Raw genomic sequence first — 21,048 nt, forward strand, 5'->3', positions numbered from 1 at the left:
TATGTACTTGACGCCTCAGCATGTTTTGCTCGCCGGAGCTACCGGCCTGACCGGGGAACATCTACTGGACCGGTTGCTCAACGAGCCGACCATCACCCGGGTCCTGGCCCCCACGCGCCGGCCACTGGCCGAACATACGCGCCTGGAAAACCCGGTGGGGGAGCCGGCCCAGGTGTTGCCTCAACTCAGCGGCCAGGTCGACATTGCCTTTTGCTGCCTCGGCACCACCCTCAAGAAAGCCGGTTCCGAAGCAGCCTTTCGCGCGGTGGACCTGGACCTGGTGGTGGCGTTTGCCAAGCGCGCCCGGGAACTGGGCGCGCGGCACCTGGTGGTCATCAGTGCCCTCGGGGCCGACGCCAAGTCATCGATCTTCTACAACCGGGTCAAGGGTGAGATGGAGGCGGCCCTCAAGGCCCAGGACTGGCCGCAGTTGACCATTTGCCGCCCTTCCCTGCTGCTGGGCGACCGCGTCGAACCGCGCCTGGCCGAGCAACTGGCCGGGCCGTTGTCGAAGCTGATCCCAGGCAAGTACCACGGCATCGAAGCCTGTCAACTGGCCCGGGCCATGTGGCGCCTGGCGCTGGAAGAGCAGGACGGGGTGCGGGTGGTGGAGTCGGATGAGTTGCGTAAGCTCGGTAAATAGTCCCGGGGCGCCCCACCCATCCAAAGCCGAGCACTTCTTATTGTGGCGAGGGAGCTTGCTCCCGCTGGGCTGCGAAGCGGCCCCAAGCTTCTGGGGTTTGACTCAAATCCTAAGGCGACTGCTGCGCAGTCGAGCGGGAGCAAGCTCCCTCGCCACGGGCAAATCGGCTCATCACAGAGCACGCGTGCGCTACATCCCCCCAGTCGCCCGGAACCCCACGCCTATCGCCGTGAACAGCGACAACGGCAACAACAAGGTATCCAGCAGCGCACTGCCCGGCAGATCGACGCCGGGGTAGCTCGGCGCCTCGGCCCCGAAGCGGTCCTTGGCGCAGCAGCCGCCGTTGAGCGCGTAAAGATCCAGGCGCGTGCCCGCGTATACCACCGGCGCACCGGGCTTGGCGGCGTCGAGGGTGCGGGCGGTGGCGCAGCCGGTCAGCTGCAGCGCCAGCAGCACGATCAGCAGCTTATTCATCGCTGCTCAAATGATGTTCGCCCCAGCGCGGCAGCATGTCCTGGGGGATGTTCAACAGGTTGAGAATCCGCGCGACGACGAAATCGATCAGGTCGTCGATGGTCTGCGGCTGGTGATAGAAACCCGGCGAGGCCGGCAGGATGGTCACGCCCATGTTCGACAGCTTGAGCATGTGCTCCAGGTGAATGCTCGAATACGGCGCTTCCCGCGGCACCAGGATCAACGGGCGGCGCTCCTTGAGCGTGACGTCCGCCGCCCGCTCGATCAGGTTGTTGCAGGCCCCGGTGGCAATCGCCGACAGCGTCCCGGTGGAACACGGCACCACCACCATGGCCGCTGGCGCGCCGGAGCCCGAGGCCACCGGTGACATCCAGTCTTCCTTGCCGTACACGCGAATCTGCCCCGCCGCCGCACCGGTGTATTCGGTGAGGAAGGCCTGCATCATCTGGGTCTTGGCCGGCAGGGTCACGTCGGTCTCGGTGGCCATCACCAGTTGCGCGGCCTTGGAGATGAGGAAGTGCACCTCGCGGTCTTCGCGCACCAGGCAATCGAGCAGGCGCAAGCCGTACTGGGCGCCGGAAGCGCCGGTCATCGCCAGGGTGATGCGTTCCGGACTGTTGTTCATCGCAGCGCCTCGGCCAGTTTGCCGTGCAGGCCGCCGAAGCCGCCGTTGCTCATGATCACCACGTGGGTACCGGGCTGGGCCTGGCTCTTCACGCGCTCGATGATGCCCTCCAGGGAATCGCTGACAATCGACGGCACCGTGCACAGCGCGGCGGTGGCGCCGAGGTCCCAGCCCAGGTTGGCCGGTGCGTACCAGATCACCTGGTCGGCATCGACCACGCTTTCCGGCAGGCCATCGCGGTGAGCGCCGAGCTTCATGGAGTTGGAGCGCGGCTCGATGATCGCGATCAGCGGCGCCTCGCCGATGCGCTTGCGCAAACCGTCGAGGGTGGTGGCGATGGCGGTCGGGTGGTGAGCGAAGTCGTCATAAATGGTGATGCCGTTGACCTCGGCGACTTTCTCCATCCGCCGCTTCACGCTCTTGAACGCGCTCAACGCGGCGATGCCCATGGACGGCACCACGCCGACATGCCGGGCCGCCGCCAACGTCGCCAGGGCGTTGGCGACGTTGTGCTGGCCGGTCATGTCCCACTCGACCACGCCTTGGGACTGGCCTTCGAACATGACTTCAAATTGCGAACCGTCATCCTTGAGCAACTTCACCTGCCATTGACCGCCCGCGCCGGTGGTTTGCACCGGGGTCCAGCAGCCCATTTCAATGACGCGCTGCAAGGCCGGTTCGGTGGTCGGATGGATCACCAGGCCTTCGCTCGGGATGATGCGCACCAAATGGTGGAACTGCCGTTCGATGGCCGCTAAGTCGGGGAAGATGTCGGCGTGATCGAACTCAAGGTTGTTGAGGATCGCCGTGCGTGGACGATAGTGGACGAATTTCGAGCGTTTATCGAAAAACGCGCTGTCGTATTCATCCGCCTCGATCACGAAGAACGGCGTGCCACCCAGGCGCGCCGACACCGAGAAATTCTGCGGCACGCCACCGATCAGGAAACCCGGGCTCATGCCGGCGTGTTCCAGGACCCAGGCGAGCATGCTGCTGGTGGTGGTCTTGCCGTGGGTGCCGGCCACGGCCAGGACCCAACGGCCCTGCAACACGTGATCGGCCAGCCACTGCGGCCCGGACACGTACGGCAGGCCTTTGTTGAGCACGTACTCCACCGCCGGGTTGCCCCGGGACATGGCGTTGCCGATGACCACCAGGTCCGGTGCTGGGTCCAGTTGTGCCGGGTCGTAGCCTTGGGTCAGTTCGATGCCCTGGGCTTCCAGCTGGGTGCTCATCGGCGGATAGACGTTGGCGTCGGAACCGGTCACGTGATGGCCCAGCTCCTTGGCCAGGACCGCCATCGAACCCATGAAAGTGCCGCAAATACCGAGAATATGGATGTGCATAGTCGACCTCGTAAAACATGGCCGCAGGTTAGCGTAGGGAGGGGGAAATCGCACCTTGTGTTTCGAACGGCAGCCATCAGGACACTGCAAATCCCTGTGGGAGCGAGCTTGCTCGCGATAGCGGTGGGTCAGTTTGCGGCGATGTTGAATGTACTACCCGGCTTTTGTGGCGAGGGAGCTTGCTCCCGCTCGACTGCGCAGCAGTCGCCTTCGGTTTCAGGGTGGAAAGAAAGCTTGGGGCTGCTGCGCAGCCCAGCGGGAGCAAGCTCCCTCGCCACAACAGCCGTCAGCCGATCAACTATCAGTGGCTCAGCGGGCGATGGCGTGTTTGCGCAGCTTCCGGTAAAGGGTATTGCGGCTGATGCCCAGTTGTTCGGCGGTGTGGGTCATGTGCCAGCGCTGGCGCTCCAGTGCTTCGATCAAGGCCAACCGTTCGGCATCGTCCAGCGGCCGCGCGGCCACCGCTTCGACCGCCACAGCAACCGGGCGCTGGCGGATCATCGCCGGCAAGTCCTCCAACCCAATCCGCCCGCCTTCGCACAGCGCGGCCAGGGTGCGCAGGACGTTACGCAGTTGCCGCACATTGCCCGGCCAGTCGAATCCCAGCAACGCCTGACGCGCCGGCTCGTCGATGAGCACCGTCTCGCCCCCGCTCTCCTCAGCCAACAGAAAATCCAGCAACTGCGACTTGTCACTGCGCTCGCGCAACGCCGGGAGGGGGATTTCCAGGCCGTTGAGGCGGTAGTACAAATCCTCGCGGAAACTGCCATCCCGCACCCGGTCGAGCAACTGCCGGTGGGTGGCGCTGATGATGCGCACGTTCACCGCCTCGGGCTCGCCGCCGATGGGCACCACCTGGCGATCTTCCAGCACCCGCAGCAAACGAGTCTGCAAGGCCAGGGGCATGTCGCCGATTTCATCGAGGAACAACGTGCCGCCGTCGGCCTGTTGCAGCTTGCCGCGCATGCCTTCCTTGCGCGCGCCGGTGAAGCTGCCGCCGCGATAACCGAACAGTTCGCTCTCGATCAGGCTTTCGGGAATGGCCGCGCAGTTGAGGGCGACGAAGTGCTTGCCGGCGCGCTGGCTGGCGTGGTGCACGGCCTTGGCGAACGCCTCCTTGCCCGAGCCGGTTTCACCATGGATCAGCAACGGCACATCGCGCTCGAACACCCGCAGTGCCTTGCGAAAATGCTCCTGCAACGCCGCGTCCCCCAGGCAGATACCCGGCAGCCGCGCGGGCTCGACGGCCTTGAGCAGCGCCGGCACGACCGGCACCGGCACACTGCGCGGCTGCCCACGCAACACCGCGAACAAATGCCGGCCATCACGGGTGCGCAGCGGCCAACTGGCACTGGCCTGGGCGCTGGCCCGGCCCAGCAACTCGTCCAGTGAACAGTCGAAGAAGTCTTCCACCCGCTGGCCTAGCAAGCTGCCGCGAATATGCCCCAAGAGATTGAGGGCGCTCTGGTTGACCGCGCAGATCCGCCCTTCGCCATCGAACGCCAGCAAGCCCTCGCTGAACAGCCCCACGGATTCGGCCTGCAAATGAAAGCGCAGCAGCCATTGATTGTCGAAGCAACGGAGGAAATAGCAGCTCTCGATCATCTTCGCCGAGAGATTGACCAAAGCCATGGTGTGAAACTGGCTCTGGCGCGACACGTCCGGCCGGGCCGAGGAGACGTCGAGCACCGCCAGCAACTCGCCCTGGGGATCGAACACCGGGCTGGCCGAACAGGTCAGGCCGGTGTGGCGGCCGCGAAAGTGTTCTTCCTGGTGGATGGTCAGGGCCTGGCGTTCCACCAGGCAGGTGCCGATGCCGTTGGTGCCTTCGCAGGCTTCGCTCCAGTCGGCGCCGAGCCAGAGGCCGGCCCGTTCGAAAATCTTCCGTTCACTGGGGGCGGTGACGCAGTTGAGGATCACGCCCCGGGCGTCGGTCAGCAGCACCGCGTGGCCGGCGCCGGAGAGTTGCTGGTGCAGGCTGGTCATTTCATTGCCGGCGATGTGCAGCACCTGTTGCAAGCGCTCGCGGCTCTCCAGCACCCGGCCGTGCTCAAGCACCGTCGGCGCCAGGTTCTGGGCCGGGTCGAGGTGATAGTCCTCGAGGCAGCGCAGCCAGGAACGGGCAATCGACGGATCGCTGCCAGGGCCCTGCAAATGGGCCTTGCCCTGGGTGACCGTCAGGACTTGCTGGGCATGGCGACTCAAATGGTTGCTGTGCATTTCTTATTGTTCTCCCCGAAGGACCTGCCTCACTGGAGCAACTGGCGAATAGCTAACTGTGAACACCGAACCCCGTGGCGAGGGAGCTTGCTCCCGCTCGACTGCGCAGCAGTCGCCTTCGATCTGATGTGAACACTTTTGGGTCTGCTGCGCAGCCCAGCGGGAGCAAGCTCCCTCGCCACAAAAGCTGTCCTGCCACAAAAATACATTTGCCAGAGATTCCAGGATCGAAGCCCAGCATCCTCCAGCCCAACCGCCTTTGCAATGCTGGCGCGACCTGTCAGTCACAGACTGTCTCGCATCTGGCACAAACTGTCACACCCGCTGTATCGCAAGCGTCACACACCCCCTCCGTTTGTCCGACCAACTCCTCCTAAAGTCTTGATTTACGGGCCCTGCAAGGCAATGGCCCAACCTTTGCTCTAGGCTTTATTACCAGCGCTCAATTTTGCGCGGCCTCCCGTATAAGCACAAAAGCCAAGGAGAACTCATCATGCGTTACGCTCACCCCGGTACTGAAGGCGCTATCGTTTCGTTCAAGAGCAAATACGGTAACTACATCGGCGGCGAGTTCGTCGCGCCGGTCAAAGGTCAGTACTTCACCAATACTTCCCCGGTCAATGGCCAGCCCATTGCCGAATTCCCGCGCTCCACGGCCGAAGACATCGAGAAAGCCCTGGACGCCGCCCACGCCGCCGCCGATGCCTGGGGCGCCACGTCGGCCCAGGCCCGTTCGCTGGTCCTGCTGAAAATCGCCGACCGCATCGAAGCCAACCTTGAAGTGCTGGCGATCACCGAGTCCTGGGACAACGGCAAGGCCGTGCGCGAAACCCTCAACGCCGACATCCCCCTGGCCGCCGACCACTTCCGCTACTTCGCCGGTTGCCTGCGGGCCCAGGAAGGCGCGGCCGCCGAGATCGACGGCAACACCGTGGCCTACCACATCCATGAGCCCCTGGGCGTGGTCGGGCAGATCATCCCCTGGAACTTTCCGCTGCTGATGGCCGCCTGGAAACTCGCTCCGGCCCTGGCCGCCGGTAACTGCGTGGTGCTCAAGCCGGCCGAGCAAACCCCACTGGGCATCTGCGTGCTGATGGAGTTGATCGGCGACCTGCTGCCGCCTGGCGTACTGAACGTGGTGCAAGGCTTCGGCAAGGAAGCCGGTGAAGCCCTCGCCACCAGCAAGCGCATCGCCAAGATCGCCTTCACCGGCTCCACCCCGGTGGGCTCGCACATCATGAAATGTGCCGCCGAGAACATCATCCCGTCCACCGTGGAACTGGGCGGCAAGTCGCCGAACATCTTCTTTGAAGACATCATGCAGGCCGAACCGAGCTTCATCGAGAAAGCCGCTGAAGGTCTGGTGCTGGCGTTCTTCAACCAGGGCGAAGTCTGCACCTGCCCATCTCGCGCCCTGGTACAGGAATCGATCTACGACGAATTCATGCAAGTGGTGATGAAGAAAGTCCTGCAGATCAAACGCGGCGACCCGCTGGACACCGACACCATGGTGGGTGCCCAGGCGTCCGAGCAGCAATTCGACAAGATTCTTTCGTACCTGGAAATCGCCAAGGGCGAAGGCGCCGAGCTGCTGACCGGCGGCAAAGTGGAGAAACTCGAGGGCAACCTGGCGACCGGGTATTACATCCAGCCGACCCTGCTCAAGGGCACCAACAAAATGCGCGTGTTCCAGGAAGAAATCTTCGGCCCAGTGGTGAGCATCACCACCTTCAAGGACGAAGCCGAAGCCCTGGCGATCGCCAACGACACCGAGTTCGGCCTCGGCGCCGGCCTGTGGACCCGCGACATCAACCGCGCCTACCGCATGGGCCGGGCGATCAAGGCCGGTCGCGTCTGGACCAACTGCTACCACCTGTACCCGGCGCATGCCGCGTTCGGTGGCTACAAGAAGTCCGGCGTGGGGCGTGAAACCCACAAGATGATGCTCGACCACTACCAGCAGACCAAAAACCTGCTGGTGAGCTACGACATCAATCCGTTGGGGTTCTTCTAAGCCATTGGGGCGGGACAGGTGGTTCTGTGCCGCTCTTTAAGCAGCTATCGCGAGCAAGCTCGCTCCACACAGCATTTGTGGATGGCGCTCCAGTCTCGGCTGGCTCAATCCCCCTGTGGGAGCGGGCTTGCTCGCGAAAGCGGTGCGTCAGTCACATAGTTGCTCAAGGTGCCACCGCCTTCGCGAGCAAGCCCGCTCCCACAGGGGTACTGCGCTAATCCGGCGATCAGGCTAGACACAAAAACAATAAAAACAGGTAAACCCTTATGCCAAGCGATCATGCAAACCCGCAACCGGCAACGTCCTCGGTCGACTTCGAAAAGGTCGGCACCGAATATTTCCAACAACGCGAACTGAAAAAAGGCGCGGCGGGCTGGGTCCTGCTGGTGGGCCTGGGCGTGGCCTATGTCATCTCCGGGGACTACGCCGGCTGGAACTTCGGCCTGGCCCAAGGCGGCTGGGGCGGCATGTTCCTCGCCACCCTGCTGATGGCCGCGATGTACCTGTGCATGTGCTTTTCCCTCGCCGAGCTGTCCTCGATGATCCCCACCGCTGGCGGTGGCTACGGCTTTGCCCGTAGCGCATTCGGGCCTTGGGGCGGGTTTCTCACGGGCACGGCGATCCTCATCGAATACGCCATCGCCCCGGCAGCGATTGCGGTGTTCATCGGCGCGTATTGCCAATCGTTGTTCGGCATCGGCGGCTGGATGATCTACCTGGCGTTCTACATCATCTTTATTGCCATCCATATTTTCGGCGTCGGTGAAGCCCTCAAGCTGATGTTCATCATCACCGCTGTCGCCGCCCTCGCGCTGGGGGTGTTCCTGGTGGCGATGGTGCCGCACTTCAACGTTGCCAACCTGCTGGACATCCCCGTCACTGCGGCCACGGGCGCCAGCCCATTCCTGCCCTTCGGCTACGTCGGCGTGTGGGCGGCGATTCCCTATGCGATCTGGTTTTTCCTCGCCGTGGAAGGCGTGCCGCTGGCCGCTGAAGAAACCAAGAACCCCAAGCGCGACCTGCCACGGGGCCTGATCGGCGCCATGCTGGTGCTGGTGGCCTTCGCCCTGCTGATCCTGGTGATCGGCCCGGGCGGCGCAGGCTCCAACGCGCTGATGGCGTCGGGCAACCCGCTGGTGGAGGCCTTGGCCAAGGCCTATGGCGGCTCGACCTGGATGGGCAGCTTCGTCAACCTCGTCGGCCTGGCAGGCCTGATCGCCAGTTTCTTCTCGATCATCTACGCCTATTCGCGGCAGATCTTTGCTTTGTCCCGCGCCGGCTACCTGCCGCGCAAACTCTCGGAAACCAATAAAAGCAAAGCGCCGGTCTTGGCGCTGGTCATTCCCGGCATCATCGGTTTCGGCCTGTCCTTGACCGGCCAGGGCGACCTGCTGATTCTGGTGGCGGTGTTCGGCGCCACCATCTCCTATGTACTGATGATGGCCGCGCACATCACCCTGCGCATCCGTCGCCCCAAAATGGACCGGCCATACCGCACACCGGGCGGCATCTTCACCTCGGGCGTGGCCCTGGTGCTGGCGTGCATCGCCGTGGTGGCGGGCTTTTTGGTGGATCCGCGGGTGGTCATCGGCGCCGCGATCATCTATGGAGTGTTAATTGCTTACTTCGCGTTCTACAGTCGGCATCACTTGGTCGCAGGCACGCCCGAAGAAGAATTCGCGGCGATCCAGAAAGCTGAAGAAGCCCTGCACTAAGCGCTAACGTGCCGAAAACCACGGCGCCACCCAGGTGGCGCCGTCACGGAGAACCTGTATGGCCAGTTTTGCACACACGGTCGGCGCCCAGACCTACCGCTTCGACAGCCTCAAAGACCTGATGGCCAAGGCCAGCCCGGCGCGCTCCGGGGATTTCCTCGCCGAAATCGCCGCGCTCAATGACGGCGAGCGGGTGGCCGCGCAAATGGCTTTGGCTGACTTGTCCCTCAGCCATTTCCTGCAAGAAGCGTTGATTCCTTACGAGGTCGACGAAGTCACCCGGTTGATCGTCGACACCCACGACAAACACGCCTTCGCCACCGTCAGCCACCTCACGGTCGGCGGTTTTCGCGACTGGCTGCTCAGCGACGCCGCCGATGAAGACAGCCTGCGGGCACTGGCCCCCGGCCTGACGCCGGAAATGGTCGCTGCTGTGTCGAAGATCATGCGCGTGCAGGATTTGGTACTGGTGGCGCAAAAAATCCGCGTGGTCACCAAGTTCCGCGGCACCCTCGGCCTGCGCGGCCGGCTGTCCACCCGCCTGCAACCCAACCACCCCACCGACGAACCCGCCGGCATCGCCGCAAGCATCCTCGACGGCCTGCTCTTCGGCAACGGCGACGCCATGATCGGCATCAACCCGGCCACCGACAGCACCGCCTCGATCTGCGCCATGCTGGAAATGCTCGACGCCATCATCCAGCGCTACGACATTCCCACCCAAGGCTGCGTGCTGACCCACGTCACCACCTCCATCGAAGCGGCGAACCGCGGCGTGCCCCTGGACCTGGTGTTCCAGTCCATCGCCGGCACCGAAGCGGCCAATGCCAGTTTCGGCATCAGCCTGAACATCTTGAAGGAAGGCTACGACGCCGGCTTGAGCCTGAATCGCGGCACCCTCGGCAACAACCTGATGTATTTCGAAACCGGCCAGGGCAGCGCGCTGTCGGCCAACGCCCACCACGGCGTCGATCAACAGACCTGCGAGACCCGGGCCTACGCCGTGGCACGGCATTTCAACCCGTTCCTGGTGAACACGGTTGTAGGCTTCATCGGTCCGGAATACCTGTACAACGGCAAACAGATCATCCGCGCCGGCCTCGAAGACCACTTCTGCGGCAAGCTGCTGGGCGTGCCGATGGGCTGCGACATCTGCTACACCAACCACGCCGAAGCCGACCAGGACGACATGGACACCCTGCTGACCCTGCTGGGCGTGGCCGGGATCAACTTCATCATGGGCATCCCTGGCTCTGACGACATCATGCTCAACTACCAGACCACCTCGTTCCACGACGCCCTCTACGCCCGCCAGACCCTGGGCCTGAAGCCGGCGCCGGAGTTCGAAACCTGGCTGGCGAACATGGGCATCTTCACCCAGGCCGATGGCCGGGTGCGGTTTGGCGACAACCTGCCACCGGCGTTCCGTCACGCCCTCGCGCATCTGGGATGAGTGAACTGCCCATGGATAAAAAACCTGTCGACCCGCAAAACCCGTGGCTGAACCTGCGCAACCTCACCCCGGCGCGCATCGCCCTGGGCCGCACCGGCACCAGCCTGCCGACCCAGGCGCAACTGGATTTCCAGTACGCCCACGCCCAGGCCCGCGATGCGGTGCACCTGGCCTTCGATCACCAGGGCATTCGCGCACAGTTGACCGAGGGCGGCCGTGAAAGCCTGTTGCTCCACAGCGCCGCGGCCGACCGCCACAGTTATCTACAGCGCCCGGACCTGGGCCGACGGCTCGATGAGGCCTCCGCGCAAATCCTGCAGGACTACGCAGCGGCCCATCCCGGCGGCGTGGACCTGGCCATCGTGGTGGCTGACGGCCTGTCGGCACTGGCGGTGCATCGCCATACCTTGCCGTTCCTGGCGCGGCTGGAAGAACAGATCGCCGCTGAAGGCTGGTCGACATCGCCGGTGACCCTGGTGGAACAGGGCCGCGTCGCCGTGGCCGATGAAGTGGCACAGCGGCTCGGCGCGAAAATGTCGGTGATCCTGATCGGCGAACGCCCCGGCCTCAGCTCCCCCGACAGCCTGGGGCTGTATTTCACCTACGCCCCCAAGGTCGGCCTGACCGATGCCTATCGCAACTGCATCTCCAATGTCCGCCTCGAAGGACTGAGCTACGGCATGGCGGCCCATCGCTTGATCTACCTGATGCGCGAGGCCTGCCGCCGTCAGCTTTCGGGCGTCAATCTGAAGGACGAAGCCCAAGTGAACACTCTAGAGGCGGAAAGCGGAGCCGATATGAAAGGTAATTTCCTACTGGCGCCGCCCCGAAACTGATCCGCTTATCCGATTGCGTTTTTGATCCGCTTTCAGGCAGCATCAAAAGCACGGCAGCGCGAAGTTGTTGTCTGAATATCTGTCGACCTTTGCAGACGAGACCTACCATGCGGATTATCCAAGCGACGCTGGAACACCTGGACCTGCTGACCCCATTGTTCGTCAAGTACCGGGAATTCTACGGCTCACTGCCTTACCCGGACTCGTCCCGAGCCTTCCTCGAAAAGCGCCTGCGCCGCAAGGAATCGGTGATCTACCTGGCCCTGCCCGATGACGACGACAACCGGTTACTGGGCTTCTGCCAGCTCTACCCGAGCTACTCATCCCTGTCCCTCAAGCGCGTATGGATCCTCAACGACATCTACGTCGCCGAAGACGCCCGCCGCCAACTGGTGGCCGACAACCTGATCCGCACCGCGAAAAAAATGGCCAAGGAAACCAACGCCGTGCGCATGCGCGTCTCCACCAGCAGCAACAACGAAGTGGCACAGAAAACCTACGAATCGATCGGCTTCAAGGAAGACACCGAGTTCAAGAACTACGTGTTGCCTATCAGCGAAGGCATCTGACCCGATTACCGCGGACTGATCGTTCTGTGGGAGCAAAGCTTGCTCGCGATAGCAGTCTGTCGGGCAACATCAATGCTGACTGCCCCGCCGCCATCGCGGGCAAGCAGGCATATCTATGGGAGATAGATCTGTTGAAGCAAAGCTTGCTCGCGATAGCGGTCCGTCAGGCCCATCAATGTTGACTGAATAGCCACCATCGCGAGCAAGCTTTGCTCCCACGGGTGTTTCACCCTGCGACGACACATCGAAATCCCTGGCTACAAACTCACCCCGCTCCCCGCCCTCCAGCCCGTATAATGCCGCTCTTCCCGGCTTGTAAGAAAAAGCTACACACTCTGTAGCCATCCTCCAAGCCCGACCCAAAGCCTGCCGAGCCAGGCCACCACCACAGGTGTTATGCATGGATTTCAACCCCCTCGACCTCATCCTGCACCTCGATGTGTACCTCGACCTGCTGGTGACCAACTACGGCACCTGGGTCTACGCCATCCTGTTCCTGGTGATCTTCTGTGAAACCGGCCTGGTGGTGATGCCGTTCCTGCCCGGTGACTCCCTGCTGTTCATCGCTGGCGCCGTCGCCGCCGGTGGCGCCATGGACCCCGTGCTGCTGGCCGGCCTGCTGATGCTCGCGGCCATCCTCGGCGACAGCACCAACTACCTCATCGGCCGCACCGCCGGAGAAAAACTGTTCAGCAACCCCAACTCGAAAATCTTCCGCCGCGACTACCTGCAGCAAACCCACGACTTCTACGACAAACACGGCGGCAAAACCGTGACCCTGGCGCGCTTCCTGCCGATCATCCGCACCTTCGCCCCCTTCGTCGCCGGCGTGGGCAAAATGAATTACCTGCGCTTCTTCGGCTTCAGCGTCCTCGGTACCGTCCTCTGGGTCGGCGGCCTGGTGACCCTCGGTTACTTCTTCGGCAACGTGCCCTTCATCAAGCAGAACCTGTCGCTGCTGGTGGTGGGCATCATCCTGGTGTCGCTGCTGCCGATGATCATCAGCCTGGTGCGCAGCAAAATGAACCAGCGCGCCTCGAAAGCCTGATCAGCCATGTGGTCCCTGAGCAACTGGCGCCGCCGACGCACCCTCGCCAAACACCCCGTGGCCGAGGACACCTGGCAACGGGTGCGCCAACAATTGAGCTTCCTCGACGGCATCAGCGCCGCCGAGGACCAATGGCTGCGGGAAGCCTGCGTGCTGTTCCTGCACGATAAACACCTCACCGCCCTGCCCGGCGTCGAACTGCACCAGGAACAACGCCTGCTGCTCGCCGCCCAGGCCCAACTGCCACTGATGCACCTGGGCGAGCTGAACTGGTACCAGGGCTTCCACGAAATCGTCCTCTACCCCGACGACTTCCTCAGCCCCCAACGCTACCGCGACGCCAGCGGCATCGAGCACGAATGGGACGGCGAACACAGCGGCGAAGCCTGGCCCCAGGGCCCGATCATCCTGGCCTGGGACGGCGTGATGGCCAGCGGCGGCTGGGACGGCTACAACCTGGTGATCCACGAACTGGCGCACAAACTCGACATGCTCAACGGCGACGCCAACGGCCTGCCACCACTGCACGCCGACATGCGCGTCAGCGACTGGGCCGAAGCCATGCAACAAGCCTTCGACGACCTCGACCGCCAACTGGACCAGAACCCCGACGCAGAAACCCTCATCGATCCCTACGCCGCGGAAAACCCGGCGGAGTTCTTCGCCGTCACCAGCGAATACTTCTTCAGCGCCCCGGACCTGCTGCACCAGGCCTATCCACGGGTCTATGAACAGCTCAAGGCCTTCTACCGCCAGGATCCTTTGGCCCGGCTGCGGCAACTTCAAGCCGAAGATCCGGTCTATCAGGCGTCATACTAAGGTCTCTAAGACCCTGGTAACGTGGCAACAGCGGCCGAATATGCCTATAATCGCCGCCACTTTTTGGTCAATCCGACCAAGTCATTTGGTCAACTAACGGGGGCACCGCCCAATGAGCTACAGCAAGATTCCGGCTGGCAAAGACCTGCCGAACGACATCTACGTCGCGATCGAAATCCCGGCCAACCACGCCCCGATCAAATACGAAATCGACAAAGACAGCGACTGCCTGTTCGTTGACCGTTTCATGGCCACCCCCATGTTCTACCCGGCCAACTACGGTTACATCCCCAACACCCTGGCCGACGACGGCGACCCCCTCGACGTGCTGGTCGTGACCCCATACCCAGTTGCCCCAGGCTCGGTCATCCGCGCCCGTCCAGTCGGCATCCTGAACATGACCGACGACGGCGGCGGCGATGCCAAAGTCATCGCAGTGCCACACGACAAACTGTCGCAACTGTACGTCGACGTGAAGGAATACACCGACCTGCCGCCACTGCTGATCCAGCAGATCGAACACTTCTTCGAGAACTACAAAGACCTCGAAAAAGGCAAGTGGGTCAAGATCGAAGGCTGGGCCGGCGCAGACGCCGCCCGCGAAGCGATCACCAAGTCGGTTGCCGCCTACAAAGGCTGAAACAAACTTGAAAAGAACCCCGGTTTGCCCCGGGGTTTTTTTATGCCTTAATGGTTTCTAATACGAGCCTGTATTAACACCGTTTACCCACGTTTAGCCCGCGCCTTTCAAATCCCAAAAACGGAAAGATCGTCTTATATATTTGAACGACATGTTTATTGCCGAAAACACAGTCGCCCCTAAACTTTCCGTTTATGAAAATACTTTCCAGTGGCGACCGCTTCCGAGCCCTTCTAAAAGAAGCGAATATCCGATCCGCCGACTTCGCGAAGTTATACGGCGTGAAATCCCAACACGTGAACAACTGGTTCAACCGTGGCATCCCGCCAGGGCGCATCCACTCCATCGCCAGCCTGCTGACCGTCAGCCCGGAGTGGCTCGCCCACGGCGAAGGCCCGCAAACCCCATTGGGCCTCGGCCCCGGCACCACCTATGAGGCGGCCGAAAACGATGGCGTCTACAGCGTGCAGGAACCCACGGACATCGAACTGCCTTTCTATAAGGAAGTCCCCATCGCCCCCGGCGAAACCAAAACCCACATCGTCGAAATCCCCGACCAATCCATCCGCCTGCCCCGCAGCCACCTCGAAACCCTGGAAATAAACCCCAGCGACGCCATCTGCCTCACCATGGTCGGCGACAGCATGGCCGAACGCATCGAAGACGGCTCCACCCTCGCCATCGACCGCGGCCTGACCCAAATCGTCGACGGCCAAATCTACGCCCTCGAACACGACGGCATGCTCCGCATCAAATACCTGCACCGCATCCCCGGCAACCGCCTGCGACTGCGCAGCCACAACAGCGCGGCCTACCCGGACGAAGTCTTCAGCGCAGAACAGATCGAAGCACAGAACATACGGGTGATTGGCTGGGTGTTCTGGTGGTCCACCCTCAACAAACAGAGACCGCCGGTGTGCGACTAACCCACCCGAACGGAAAGACAACCACCGAAGCCCCAGTGGTTGGGCTTCAGTGGTTAGAAGCCTCAATGGTGAGCACATCTGTGGCGAGGGGATTTATCCCCGCCGGGCTGCGAAGCAGCCCCCGCTTTTCCCCCTGGATCAGCGATAACCCAATGATTCCACACCACTTACCTCTGGGATTCTGCCAAAAACCCGAGTATCCTCCGCCCCACATTTGCGAGCCCACGCCTCGCACCGACATGGCAGATCACTTTCTGACCAAGTCCCACAGCCGGCCGCAAGAGCCGGATGTACGTTTTGAAGGCTGGTGAGGTTTGTCAAAAACGAACTGAGTTAGTCAACGAGAAGCCGGCCATAAGCCGGCTTTTTAATGTCTGGTGGAAAGTTTTTTCCCCTATCGAAGGTACCCGCAGCACTTTTTTCCTCTATGGATCCACGGAAAGAAAAGGGCTAAAAGCCTATATCAGAGTCTTTTCTGACCAGTTCCCACAGCTGGTTGGGAGAGCCACGTGCACGTTTTTGCCAATCAATGCATACATTTCATAATGCGTGAACTCGGCCGACACCATAGCAAGCTAAAAAAAGAGTCATTGCGAGTAAAAATCTCAGAAGTGACAGGCAACGACAGGCTAGCTCTGAATCCACAATTGGATACACATCTGTACATCCACATGCTACCCTTCGCTACATGGCTATCAAAGACTCCGGAATGCGAATTAGGGTTGAGAGAGATTTGCGCGAAGCTTTCGTGCAGGCCTGCCGCGCCCAAGATCGTGTAGCAGCAGACGTGTTGCGGGATTTTATGCGCGCGTTTGCAGAGAAACAGCACAGCGGTCAAGGCTATCTCTTCTCAGACCCAAAACGAAAGTGAAAATGACAATGCAGACAGAACGAGACGTGATCTCCATGTGCCTCGCCCTACTGCAAACTGGGCAAGACAGCCTTTCCAAGGCGGAACAAAAACTCGCAAAAACAGCAGAAGCGTCTGAGCTCCGTGTATCCAAGATTGAACTCAACGCCGTCCGCAAAGCCATTTTGCGCGGTACCGATCCTCTTGGAGAGGCTTTCTCCGCCATTCGGTCGCCCTTCGAGCGTCGTGCTACTGGCGCGGTATACACTCCCCACCCAATTGTACGCTCGATGATGACTTGGCTCTCACGCCACGGGGATCCGGCTCGTATTGTCGACCCAGGAGCGGGATCTGGACGATTCATTCTGGCGGCTGGCGCCGCATTCCCCGCCGCACAACTGATAGCCGTTGAGATGGACCCTTTGGCTGCGCTCATGCTGCGAGCAAATCTTAGCGTGCGCGGCTGGGGTGACCGTTCTACCGTACTAGTCAAAGATTATAGGGAGGTCAAACTACCTCGATGCAAGGGTATGACTGCTTTTATTGGCAACCCCCCTTACGTCCGACATCACGACATTAGTACTGACTGGAAAGAATGGTACGCCTCCCGCTTCGCCGGATTAGGTATTAAAGCAAGTGCCTTGGCCGGACTGCATGTACATTTCTTCTTGCAGACACGCCTCTTGGCAAAGAAAGGAGACATAGGAGCTTTCATCACCTCAGCGGAATGGATGGATGTCAATTACGGTTCTGCGCTACGCAAGTTACTATTGGAAGAGCTTGGAGGCATTGCTCTACATGTACTTGAACCAACTATTGAGGCTTTCCCAGGGACCGCGACCACCGCTGCTATAACTTGTTTTCAGGTTGGCGAGACCAGCAAACCCATACGAGTTCACTCTGTAGCAGAATTGGCCCGCCTCAAAGGTTTAACCAAGGGGACAGATGTTCCCCGAGAACAACTGCAGGCTGCAGCACGCTGGTCAATCATTGTTCGCCCATCGGCGACGACAAAAGCTGGTGAAATTGAACTCGGCGAGTTGTTCCGTGTGCATAGAGGACAGGTAACAGGGGCAAATAGTATTTGGATTGCTGGTGATCATGCGAGGGACTTGCCAGAGCGCGTGATGCTACCTGCTGTTACTAAAGCCCGGGATTTGATCGAAGCAGGAGCAAACTTGAGCTCCTCTGACGTTTTGCGTCGAGTAATCGATTTACCGCCAGATCTTGATGACTTTAGCCATGAAGAACGTAGACGTATCAACGACTTTTTGTTGTGGGCAAAAAATCAAGGCGCGGATCAGAGCTATATAGCTCAACACCGTAGAGCATGGTGGTCAGTAGGCCTCAAGGCTCCAGCGCCTATTCTTTGTACCTACATGGCTAGGCGGCCACCTCAGTTCACACTAAACACCTGTGCCGCAAGACACATCAACATAGCCCATGGTCTTTACCCTCGTGAAACCCTAGCCCCACATGCTCTACCTAGGCTGGTTAAGTGGCTTAACGAGAACATCAACACAGGAAGTGGCAGAACATATGCCGGTGGCTTGACTAAGTTCGAGCCGAAGGAAATCGAACGTCTGCGTGTTCCCAGCCTGGAATTTTTAACGGCATGACTAGCTCACCTGCTCGATGGACAACCGAGGAACTAGCCGAGGAAGCCACTGTATCTGCATCATTGTTCAGGACAGAACGATTATCTGTTTCGGGTGCCTGGGAGTCACATTATCAAAATGCCCGCAATAAATTCGAGTTGCTATTTCAAAAACTAAACAACCTGAATCCCGACGAAATCACGGACGCAAACCTAGCCGACGCCTACGGTTCTGGTCTGGGTGAGGCTCTGCGCTATCTGGCTGGACCGCCAATTTCGGACGATGATCTTCAGGTAATCGCCGACGTGGACTCGATTGCTCCTGGAGTTCTGAAAAAAAAGCCCGAAGACGTCAGAAAGCTTTTTGAGGTCATCGAGCGAGTAATTGACGTCCATCGCTTCCCATGGCTTGACGCGGGGAGCACTCCCACGGACCAAGAGCGTGAGGCCGCTCTACTTGCATCCTCCGTGCTTCTTGCAGCCCAGCGAATTGCCACCGAAAGAAGAATTGTCGGAAAAGATGGGCAGGAAACTCGAGTAAAGGACTACCTACGAAGCCAGGGCTTTACTGAAGTTACTGCTGCGACGATAACAACGATTGTAAAAGGCCCACAACCAATGCAGTTTTGCGCGGAGTGCCTACTAGGTGAGCGTAAAGCCGATGTCGTGGTGCGCCTACATGATTCTCGCCTAATGGCTATCGAGTGCAAGGTGTCGAATAGCGCGACCAACAGTGTCAAGCGACTTAATAATGACGCAGCGGTAAAGGCTGAGTATTGGCTCAAAATGTTTGGTACCTTACAAGTCGTACCGGCAGCTATGCTTTCAGGTGTATTCAAGGTTATGAACCTAGAGCAAGCTCAGCAACGTGGCCTCGCCCTTTTTTGGGCGCATGACCTGGATAAGCTGGGCGCATTCATAGGATCCACCAAGTAGAGAAGGCTTTCCCTGAGAACATCGGACAGAGGACGCTTACCTTTACTCACACGCGGGTGCACAGGTTTCAAACCTTCAATAAAACAGCACCCGTGCTCGTCCTCGCAGCACCAAACACCTTGAAAAACGGTGCAGCCGTACAGAAGTTTCCACGCAACATACCCGCCATACCTATGATTACTCTAAGCGAAAATTTAGCGTTTTTTATGCCCGGTAGTTTTTCAGTAAGTCAGCCAACGCAGTTGCCCTGCTCAAACAGCGCGGACTAATTATTCAGGATGCAGGGTAAAGCGCATTGCTTTCTCAAAGCAGTCAATTCCTTTCGCCTCACACTCCACCAAAGCCATCCAGGCCAAAGCTATCCATAGAAAACGGGCGCACGTCTTCAACGATGATCCCGCCAATGTGCTGCAGATACACATAAAGGGACAAACGTGGTCGCAAGGCACCAGCTTGAACGCACGACAACCACGATCCGCACCTGCTTTAATACGCCCCGGCAACTGAACAGGAAGTTATCTATGCCCATCCCAGATTTCCAGAGCGTAATGCGACCGATACTGGCCACCGTCGCCGACAATACTCCGCTCGCCCTAAGCGAACTTCGCGAACGCATCGCCAACGAGTTTCAGCTCAGCGAGGAGGAGCGCAGCGAACGCCTGCCTTCCGGCAAGCAAACAGTCATTAACAATCGAGTCGGTTGGGCGCGTACCTATCTGAATAAGGCGGGGTTGCTGAGTATTCCGGCAAAGGGACTGGTGCAAATCACCGAACGCGGTCGAGAGGCGCTGAGCAGCGGGCCGGCACGTATTACCGTTAGGTGGCTCAAACAATACCCTGAATTCGCCGCGTTCCATACGATCAGTCCCGTCGATGACCCAGCGTTAGCCTTGCAGAGCGAACCGGTCGAACAAGCTACTCCGGACGAGCAACTGGCCGCAGCACACCAGGCGCTGACGCAATCATTGGCGGATGAACTGCTAGCCTTGGTGCGTGCAGCTTCACCAACTTTTTTCGAGCAACTAGTAGTCGATCTGATGATCGCCATGGGCTACGGTGGCTCACGCAAAGAAGCAGGTCGAGCGACGCAACAAACCAACGACGACGGCATCGACGGCATCATCAAGGAAGACAAGCTCGGCCTGGACGTCATCTACCTACAAGCCAAGCGCTGGACCAATACCGTACACCGCCCAGAAATAGATAAGTTCATCGGTGCCCTCACCCGCCAACGTGCCCGTAAGGGCGTGTTTATTACCACTTCCGACTTCTCCAACGGTGCCCGCGAGGCCGCCATGAGCCTGGATATCAAAGTGGTGTTGATCGATGGGTTGGAGCTGGCGCGGCTGATGGTCGAAAACAATCTAGGTTGTAACGTCAAACAGGTTTACGAAGTGAAGCACTTGGATAGCGATTACTTCGTGGAAGACTGACCCAGTCAGCTTGCCGGTCACTGCCTCCCACTGATGTCCTGCTGACGTGCACAATTGTCCAACGGGTTGTTGGACAATCTGAGCGCTCGTCGTTTCGGGGCTCTCGGATACGAAAAAGGTCTTGCCAAGCAAGACCTTTTTTACGCCAGGAGGTCAGCGAACGCCCCGCTCTACCTCACCTCAACAATATCCAAAGCCCGATTCGCCAACAGCTCACTCACCTCAATCACCTGCAAAATCCCCAACGCAAAATGCCGTCGTGATCCCTCAAGATCAAACGCCAAATCACTGATCATGGCATTAGCCGAAGCCAGGTTTTCACTGAGATTCGCAAGCAAACACTCGGAATCAACCCCAGGGTCAATCCGTAAAATGGAGTCCGACTTGTCAGACGTTTCGCTCTTAGGCTTAGGCTTCAGGTAGTAATCCAACGCTCGCGTGGCAGCGTCGTCGATTTTCTTGTTGCGGGCAGACTGAGCACGGGAGACGTGTTCGTTCGTATCAGGGGGGTTCGGAGTATCTTTTGCCATTGTCTTGCTTCCTGTAGTTGGAGCCATCACCCGCTCGCGACTAAACGATGGGAGGCAGCTGTACGCAGGTTAGTCGACCGGGGAAACAAGAAACCGGCGCGTCCGAGGACGCCCTGCGCACAGCCACCATCAAGTGCAGGATGGGAATCCTGACTGGATGACGCCTTGCACAACCTGTTTCACCCTGGGCGACTAAACCCGATCACTGATGAGCAGTGACAGGACCCAAACTACCGACGTGACCCAAGACGCACAAGCCGGCGGATTCTGGCGTAGTTGTAGGCAATGGCGCAAGGCGATGTCGGTCTTGGCTAGTCTCGTGGAGTCACGATAAACAGCTGGCTGGAATGTGGCTGATGCACCGCTATCGCGAG

Annotated in this window: 18 protein-coding genes; 13 read left to right on the forward strand and 5 right to left on the reverse strand. The window is 60.0% G+C overall.

What is annotated here, in order from left to right; translation table 11 throughout:
- The first annotated feature begins 1 nt into the window (after window position 1).
- Entirely contained in the window at window positions 2-643 is a 642-nt protein-coding gene (locus BT125_RS26630; protein ID WP_072411942.1) for an oxidoreductase, read from the forward strand.
- A 189-nt stretch (window positions 644-832) separates the two neighbouring features.
- Here BT125_RS26630 and BT125_RS26635 read toward each other — a convergent pair whose 3' ends face one another.
- From BT125_RS26635 to BT125_RS26655, 4 genes are all read right to left on the reverse strand, one after another.
- Entirely contained in the window at window positions 833-1,117 is a 285-nt protein-coding gene (locus tag BT125_RS26635; protein ID WP_072411944.1) for a YceK/YidQ family lipoprotein, read from the reverse strand.
- Window positions 1,110-1,742 carry a flavin prenyltransferase UbiX gene (gene ubiX / locus BT125_RS26640; protein ID WP_072411946.1) on the reverse strand — a complete coding sequence of 211 codons (633 nt, stop codon included), beginning with the start codon at window positions 1,740-1,742 and terminating at the stop codon, window positions 1,110-1,112. The genes BT125_RS26635 and ubiX overlap by 8 nt, the downstream gene beginning before the upstream one ends.
- Window positions 1,739-3,088: a UDP-N-acetylmuramate:L-alanyl-gamma-D-glutamyl-meso-diaminopimelate ligase gene (gene mpl, locus BT125_RS26645; RefSeq protein WP_072411958.1), complete on the reverse strand. Its 1,350-nt coding sequence runs from the start codon at window positions 3,086-3,088 to the stop codon at window positions 1,739-1,741. Before mpl ends, ubiX begins: the two co-directional genes overlap by 4 nt.
- 309 nt (window positions 3,089-3,397) lie before the next feature.
- Window positions 3,398-5,308 carry a sigma-54-dependent Fis family transcriptional regulator gene (locus BT125_RS26655; protein WP_072411962.1) on the reverse strand — a complete coding sequence of 637 codons (1,911 nt, stop codon included), beginning with the start codon at window positions 5,306-5,308 and terminating at the stop codon, window positions 3,398-3,400.
- A gap of 493 nt (window positions 5,309-5,801) precedes the next feature.
- Between BT125_RS26655 and BT125_RS26660 the strand changes: the two genes are divergently transcribed.
- From BT125_RS26660 to BT125_RS26720, 12 genes are all read left to right on the forward strand, one after another.
- Complete coding sequence (locus BT125_RS26660; RefSeq protein WP_072411964.1) at window positions 5,802-7,322, forward strand: acetaldehyde dehydrogenase ExaC; 1,521 nt, start codon at window positions 5,802-5,804, stop codon at window positions 7,320-7,322.
- A 266-nt stretch (window positions 7,323-7,588) separates the two neighbouring features.
- Window positions 7,589-9,037, forward strand: coding sequence for an ethanolamine permease (gene eat / locus BT125_RS26665; RefSeq protein ID WP_072411966.1), 1,449 nt, complete (start codon window positions 7,589-7,591; stop codon window positions 9,035-9,037).
- 58 nt (window positions 9,038-9,095) lie between these two features.
- Window positions 9,096-10,490, forward strand: coding sequence for an ethanolamine ammonia-lyase subunit EutB (locus BT125_RS26670; protein ID WP_072411968.1), 1,395 nt, complete (start codon window positions 9,096-9,098; stop codon window positions 10,488-10,490).
- Between the two features lie 11 nt (window positions 10,491-10,501).
- Window positions 10,502-11,326 (forward strand): ethanolamine ammonia-lyase subunit EutC, encoded by an 825-nt coding sequence (eutC, locus tag BT125_RS26675; RefSeq protein WP_072411971.1) that lies wholly within the window; start codon window positions 10,502-10,504, stop codon window positions 11,324-11,326.
- A gap of 107 nt (window positions 11,327-11,433) precedes the next feature.
- Window positions 11,434-11,895 (forward strand): GNAT family N-acetyltransferase, encoded by a 462-nt coding sequence (locus tag BT125_RS26680; protein ID WP_060740460.1) that lies wholly within the window; start codon window positions 11,434-11,436, stop codon window positions 11,893-11,895.
- Between the two features lie 400 nt (window positions 11,896-12,295).
- Entirely contained in the window at window positions 12,296-12,943 is a 648-nt protein-coding gene (locus tag BT125_RS26685) for a DedA family protein (RefSeq protein ID WP_060740459.1), read from the forward strand.
- Between the two features lie 6 nt (window positions 12,944-12,949).
- Window positions 12,950-13,762, forward strand: coding sequence for a M90 family metallopeptidase (locus tag BT125_RS26690; RefSeq protein ID WP_072411973.1), 813 nt, complete (start codon window positions 12,950-12,952; stop codon window positions 13,760-13,762).
- A 112-nt stretch (window positions 13,763-13,874) separates the two neighbouring features.
- Window positions 13,875-14,402, forward strand: a complete 528-nt coding sequence (gene ppa / locus BT125_RS26695; protein ID WP_053151827.1) for an inorganic diphosphatase — start codon at window positions 13,875-13,877, stop codon at window positions 14,400-14,402.
- Between the two features lie 194 nt (window positions 14,403-14,596).
- A complete protein-coding gene (locus BT125_RS26700) occupies window positions 14,597-15,328 on the forward strand; it encodes a LexA family transcriptional regulator (protein WP_072411975.1) in 732 nt (243 codons plus the stop codon).
- An 873-nt stretch (window positions 15,329-16,201) separates the two neighbouring features.
- Complete coding sequence (locus tag BT125_RS26710) at window positions 16,202-17,797, forward strand: Eco57I restriction-modification methylase domain-containing protein (RefSeq protein WP_072411979.1); 1,596 nt, start codon at window positions 16,202-16,204, stop codon at window positions 17,795-17,797.
- A complete protein-coding gene (locus tag BT125_RS26715; RefSeq protein WP_072411981.1) occupies window positions 17,794-18,711 on the forward strand; it encodes a XamI family restriction endonuclease in 918 nt (305 codons plus the stop codon). The genes BT125_RS26710 and BT125_RS26715 overlap by 4 nt, the downstream gene beginning before the upstream one ends.
- 521 nt (window positions 18,712-19,232) lie before the next feature.
- Entirely contained in the window at window positions 19,233-20,144 is a 912-nt protein-coding gene (locus BT125_RS26720; RefSeq protein ID WP_072411983.1) for a restriction endonuclease, read from the forward strand.
- Between the two features lie 170 nt (window positions 20,145-20,314).
- Here BT125_RS26720 and BT125_RS26725 read toward each other — a convergent pair whose 3' ends face one another.
- The gene (locus BT125_RS26725) at window positions 20,315-20,674 is read right to left on the reverse strand and encodes a DUF6124 family protein (protein WP_072411984.1); all 360 of its coding nucleotides are present in this window, start codon (window positions 20,672-20,674) and stop codon (window positions 20,315-20,317) included.
- Between the last annotated feature and the right edge of the window lie 374 nt (window positions 20,675-21,048).

Origin of the sequence: Pseudomonas sp. NFACC04-2, assembly GCF_900119265.1 — a bacterium.
In the GTDB taxonomy this organism is placed as follows: domain Bacteria; phylum Pseudomonadota; class Gammaproteobacteria; order Pseudomonadales; family Pseudomonadaceae; genus Aquipseudomonas; species Aquipseudomonas fluorescens_AA.

Excerpts from the sequence above, each read along its gene's own strand:
- BT125_RS26630 (WP_072411942.1), top strand. The coding sequence starts at position 2 with ATGTACTTGACGCCTCAGCATGTTTTGCTCGCCGGAGCTACCGGCCTG.
- BT125_RS26635 (WP_072411944.1), bottom strand. The coding sequence starts at position 1,117 with ATGAATAAGCTGCTGATCGTGCTGCTGGCGCTGCAGCTGACCGGCTGC.
- ubiX (WP_072411946.1), bottom strand. The coding sequence starts at position 1,742 with ATGAACAACAGTCCGGAACGCATCACCCTGGCGATGACCGGCGCTTCC.
- mpl (WP_072411958.1), bottom strand. The coding sequence starts at position 3,088 with ATGCACATCCATATTCTCGGTATTTGCGGCACTTTCATGGGTTCGATG.
- BT125_RS26655 (WP_072411962.1), bottom strand. The coding sequence starts at position 5,308 with ATGCACAGCAACCATTTGAGTCGCCATGCCCAGCAAGTCCTGACGGTC.
- BT125_RS26660 (WP_072411964.1), top strand. The coding sequence starts at position 5,802 with ATGCGTTACGCTCACCCCGGTACTGAAGGCGCTATCGTTTCGTTCAAG.
- eat (WP_072411966.1), top strand. The coding sequence starts at position 7,589 with ATGCCAAGCGATCATGCAAACCCGCAACCGGCAACGTCCTCGGTCGAC.
- BT125_RS26670 (WP_072411968.1), top strand. The coding sequence starts at position 9,096 with ATGGCCAGTTTTGCACACACGGTCGGCGCCCAGACCTACCGCTTCGAC.
- eutC (WP_072411971.1), top strand. The coding sequence starts at position 10,502 with ATGGATAAAAAACCTGTCGACCCGCAAAACCCGTGGCTGAACCTGCGC.
- BT125_RS26680 (WP_060740460.1), top strand. The coding sequence starts at position 11,434 with ATGCGGATTATCCAAGCGACGCTGGAACACCTGGACCTGCTGACCCCA.
- BT125_RS26685 (WP_060740459.1), top strand. The coding sequence starts at position 12,296 with ATGGATTTCAACCCCCTCGACCTCATCCTGCACCTCGATGTGTACCTC.
- BT125_RS26690 (WP_072411973.1), top strand. The coding sequence starts at position 12,950 with ATGTGGTCCCTGAGCAACTGGCGCCGCCGACGCACCCTCGCCAAACAC.
- ppa (WP_053151827.1), top strand. The coding sequence starts at position 13,875 with ATGAGCTACAGCAAGATTCCGGCTGGCAAAGACCTGCCGAACGACATC.
- BT125_RS26700 (WP_072411975.1), top strand. The coding sequence starts at position 14,597 with ATGAAAATACTTTCCAGTGGCGACCGCTTCCGAGCCCTTCTAAAAGAA.
- BT125_RS26710 (WP_072411979.1), top strand. The coding sequence starts at position 16,202 with ATGACAATGCAGACAGAACGAGACGTGATCTCCATGTGCCTCGCCCTA.
- BT125_RS26715 (WP_072411981.1), top strand. The coding sequence starts at position 17,794 with ATGACTAGCTCACCTGCTCGATGGACAACCGAGGAACTAGCCGAGGAA.
- BT125_RS26720 (WP_072411983.1), top strand. The coding sequence starts at position 19,233 with ATGCCCATCCCAGATTTCCAGAGCGTAATGCGACCGATACTGGCCACC.
- BT125_RS26725 (WP_072411984.1), bottom strand. The coding sequence starts at position 20,674 with ATGGCAAAAGATACTCCGAACCCCCCTGATACGAACGAACACGTCTCC.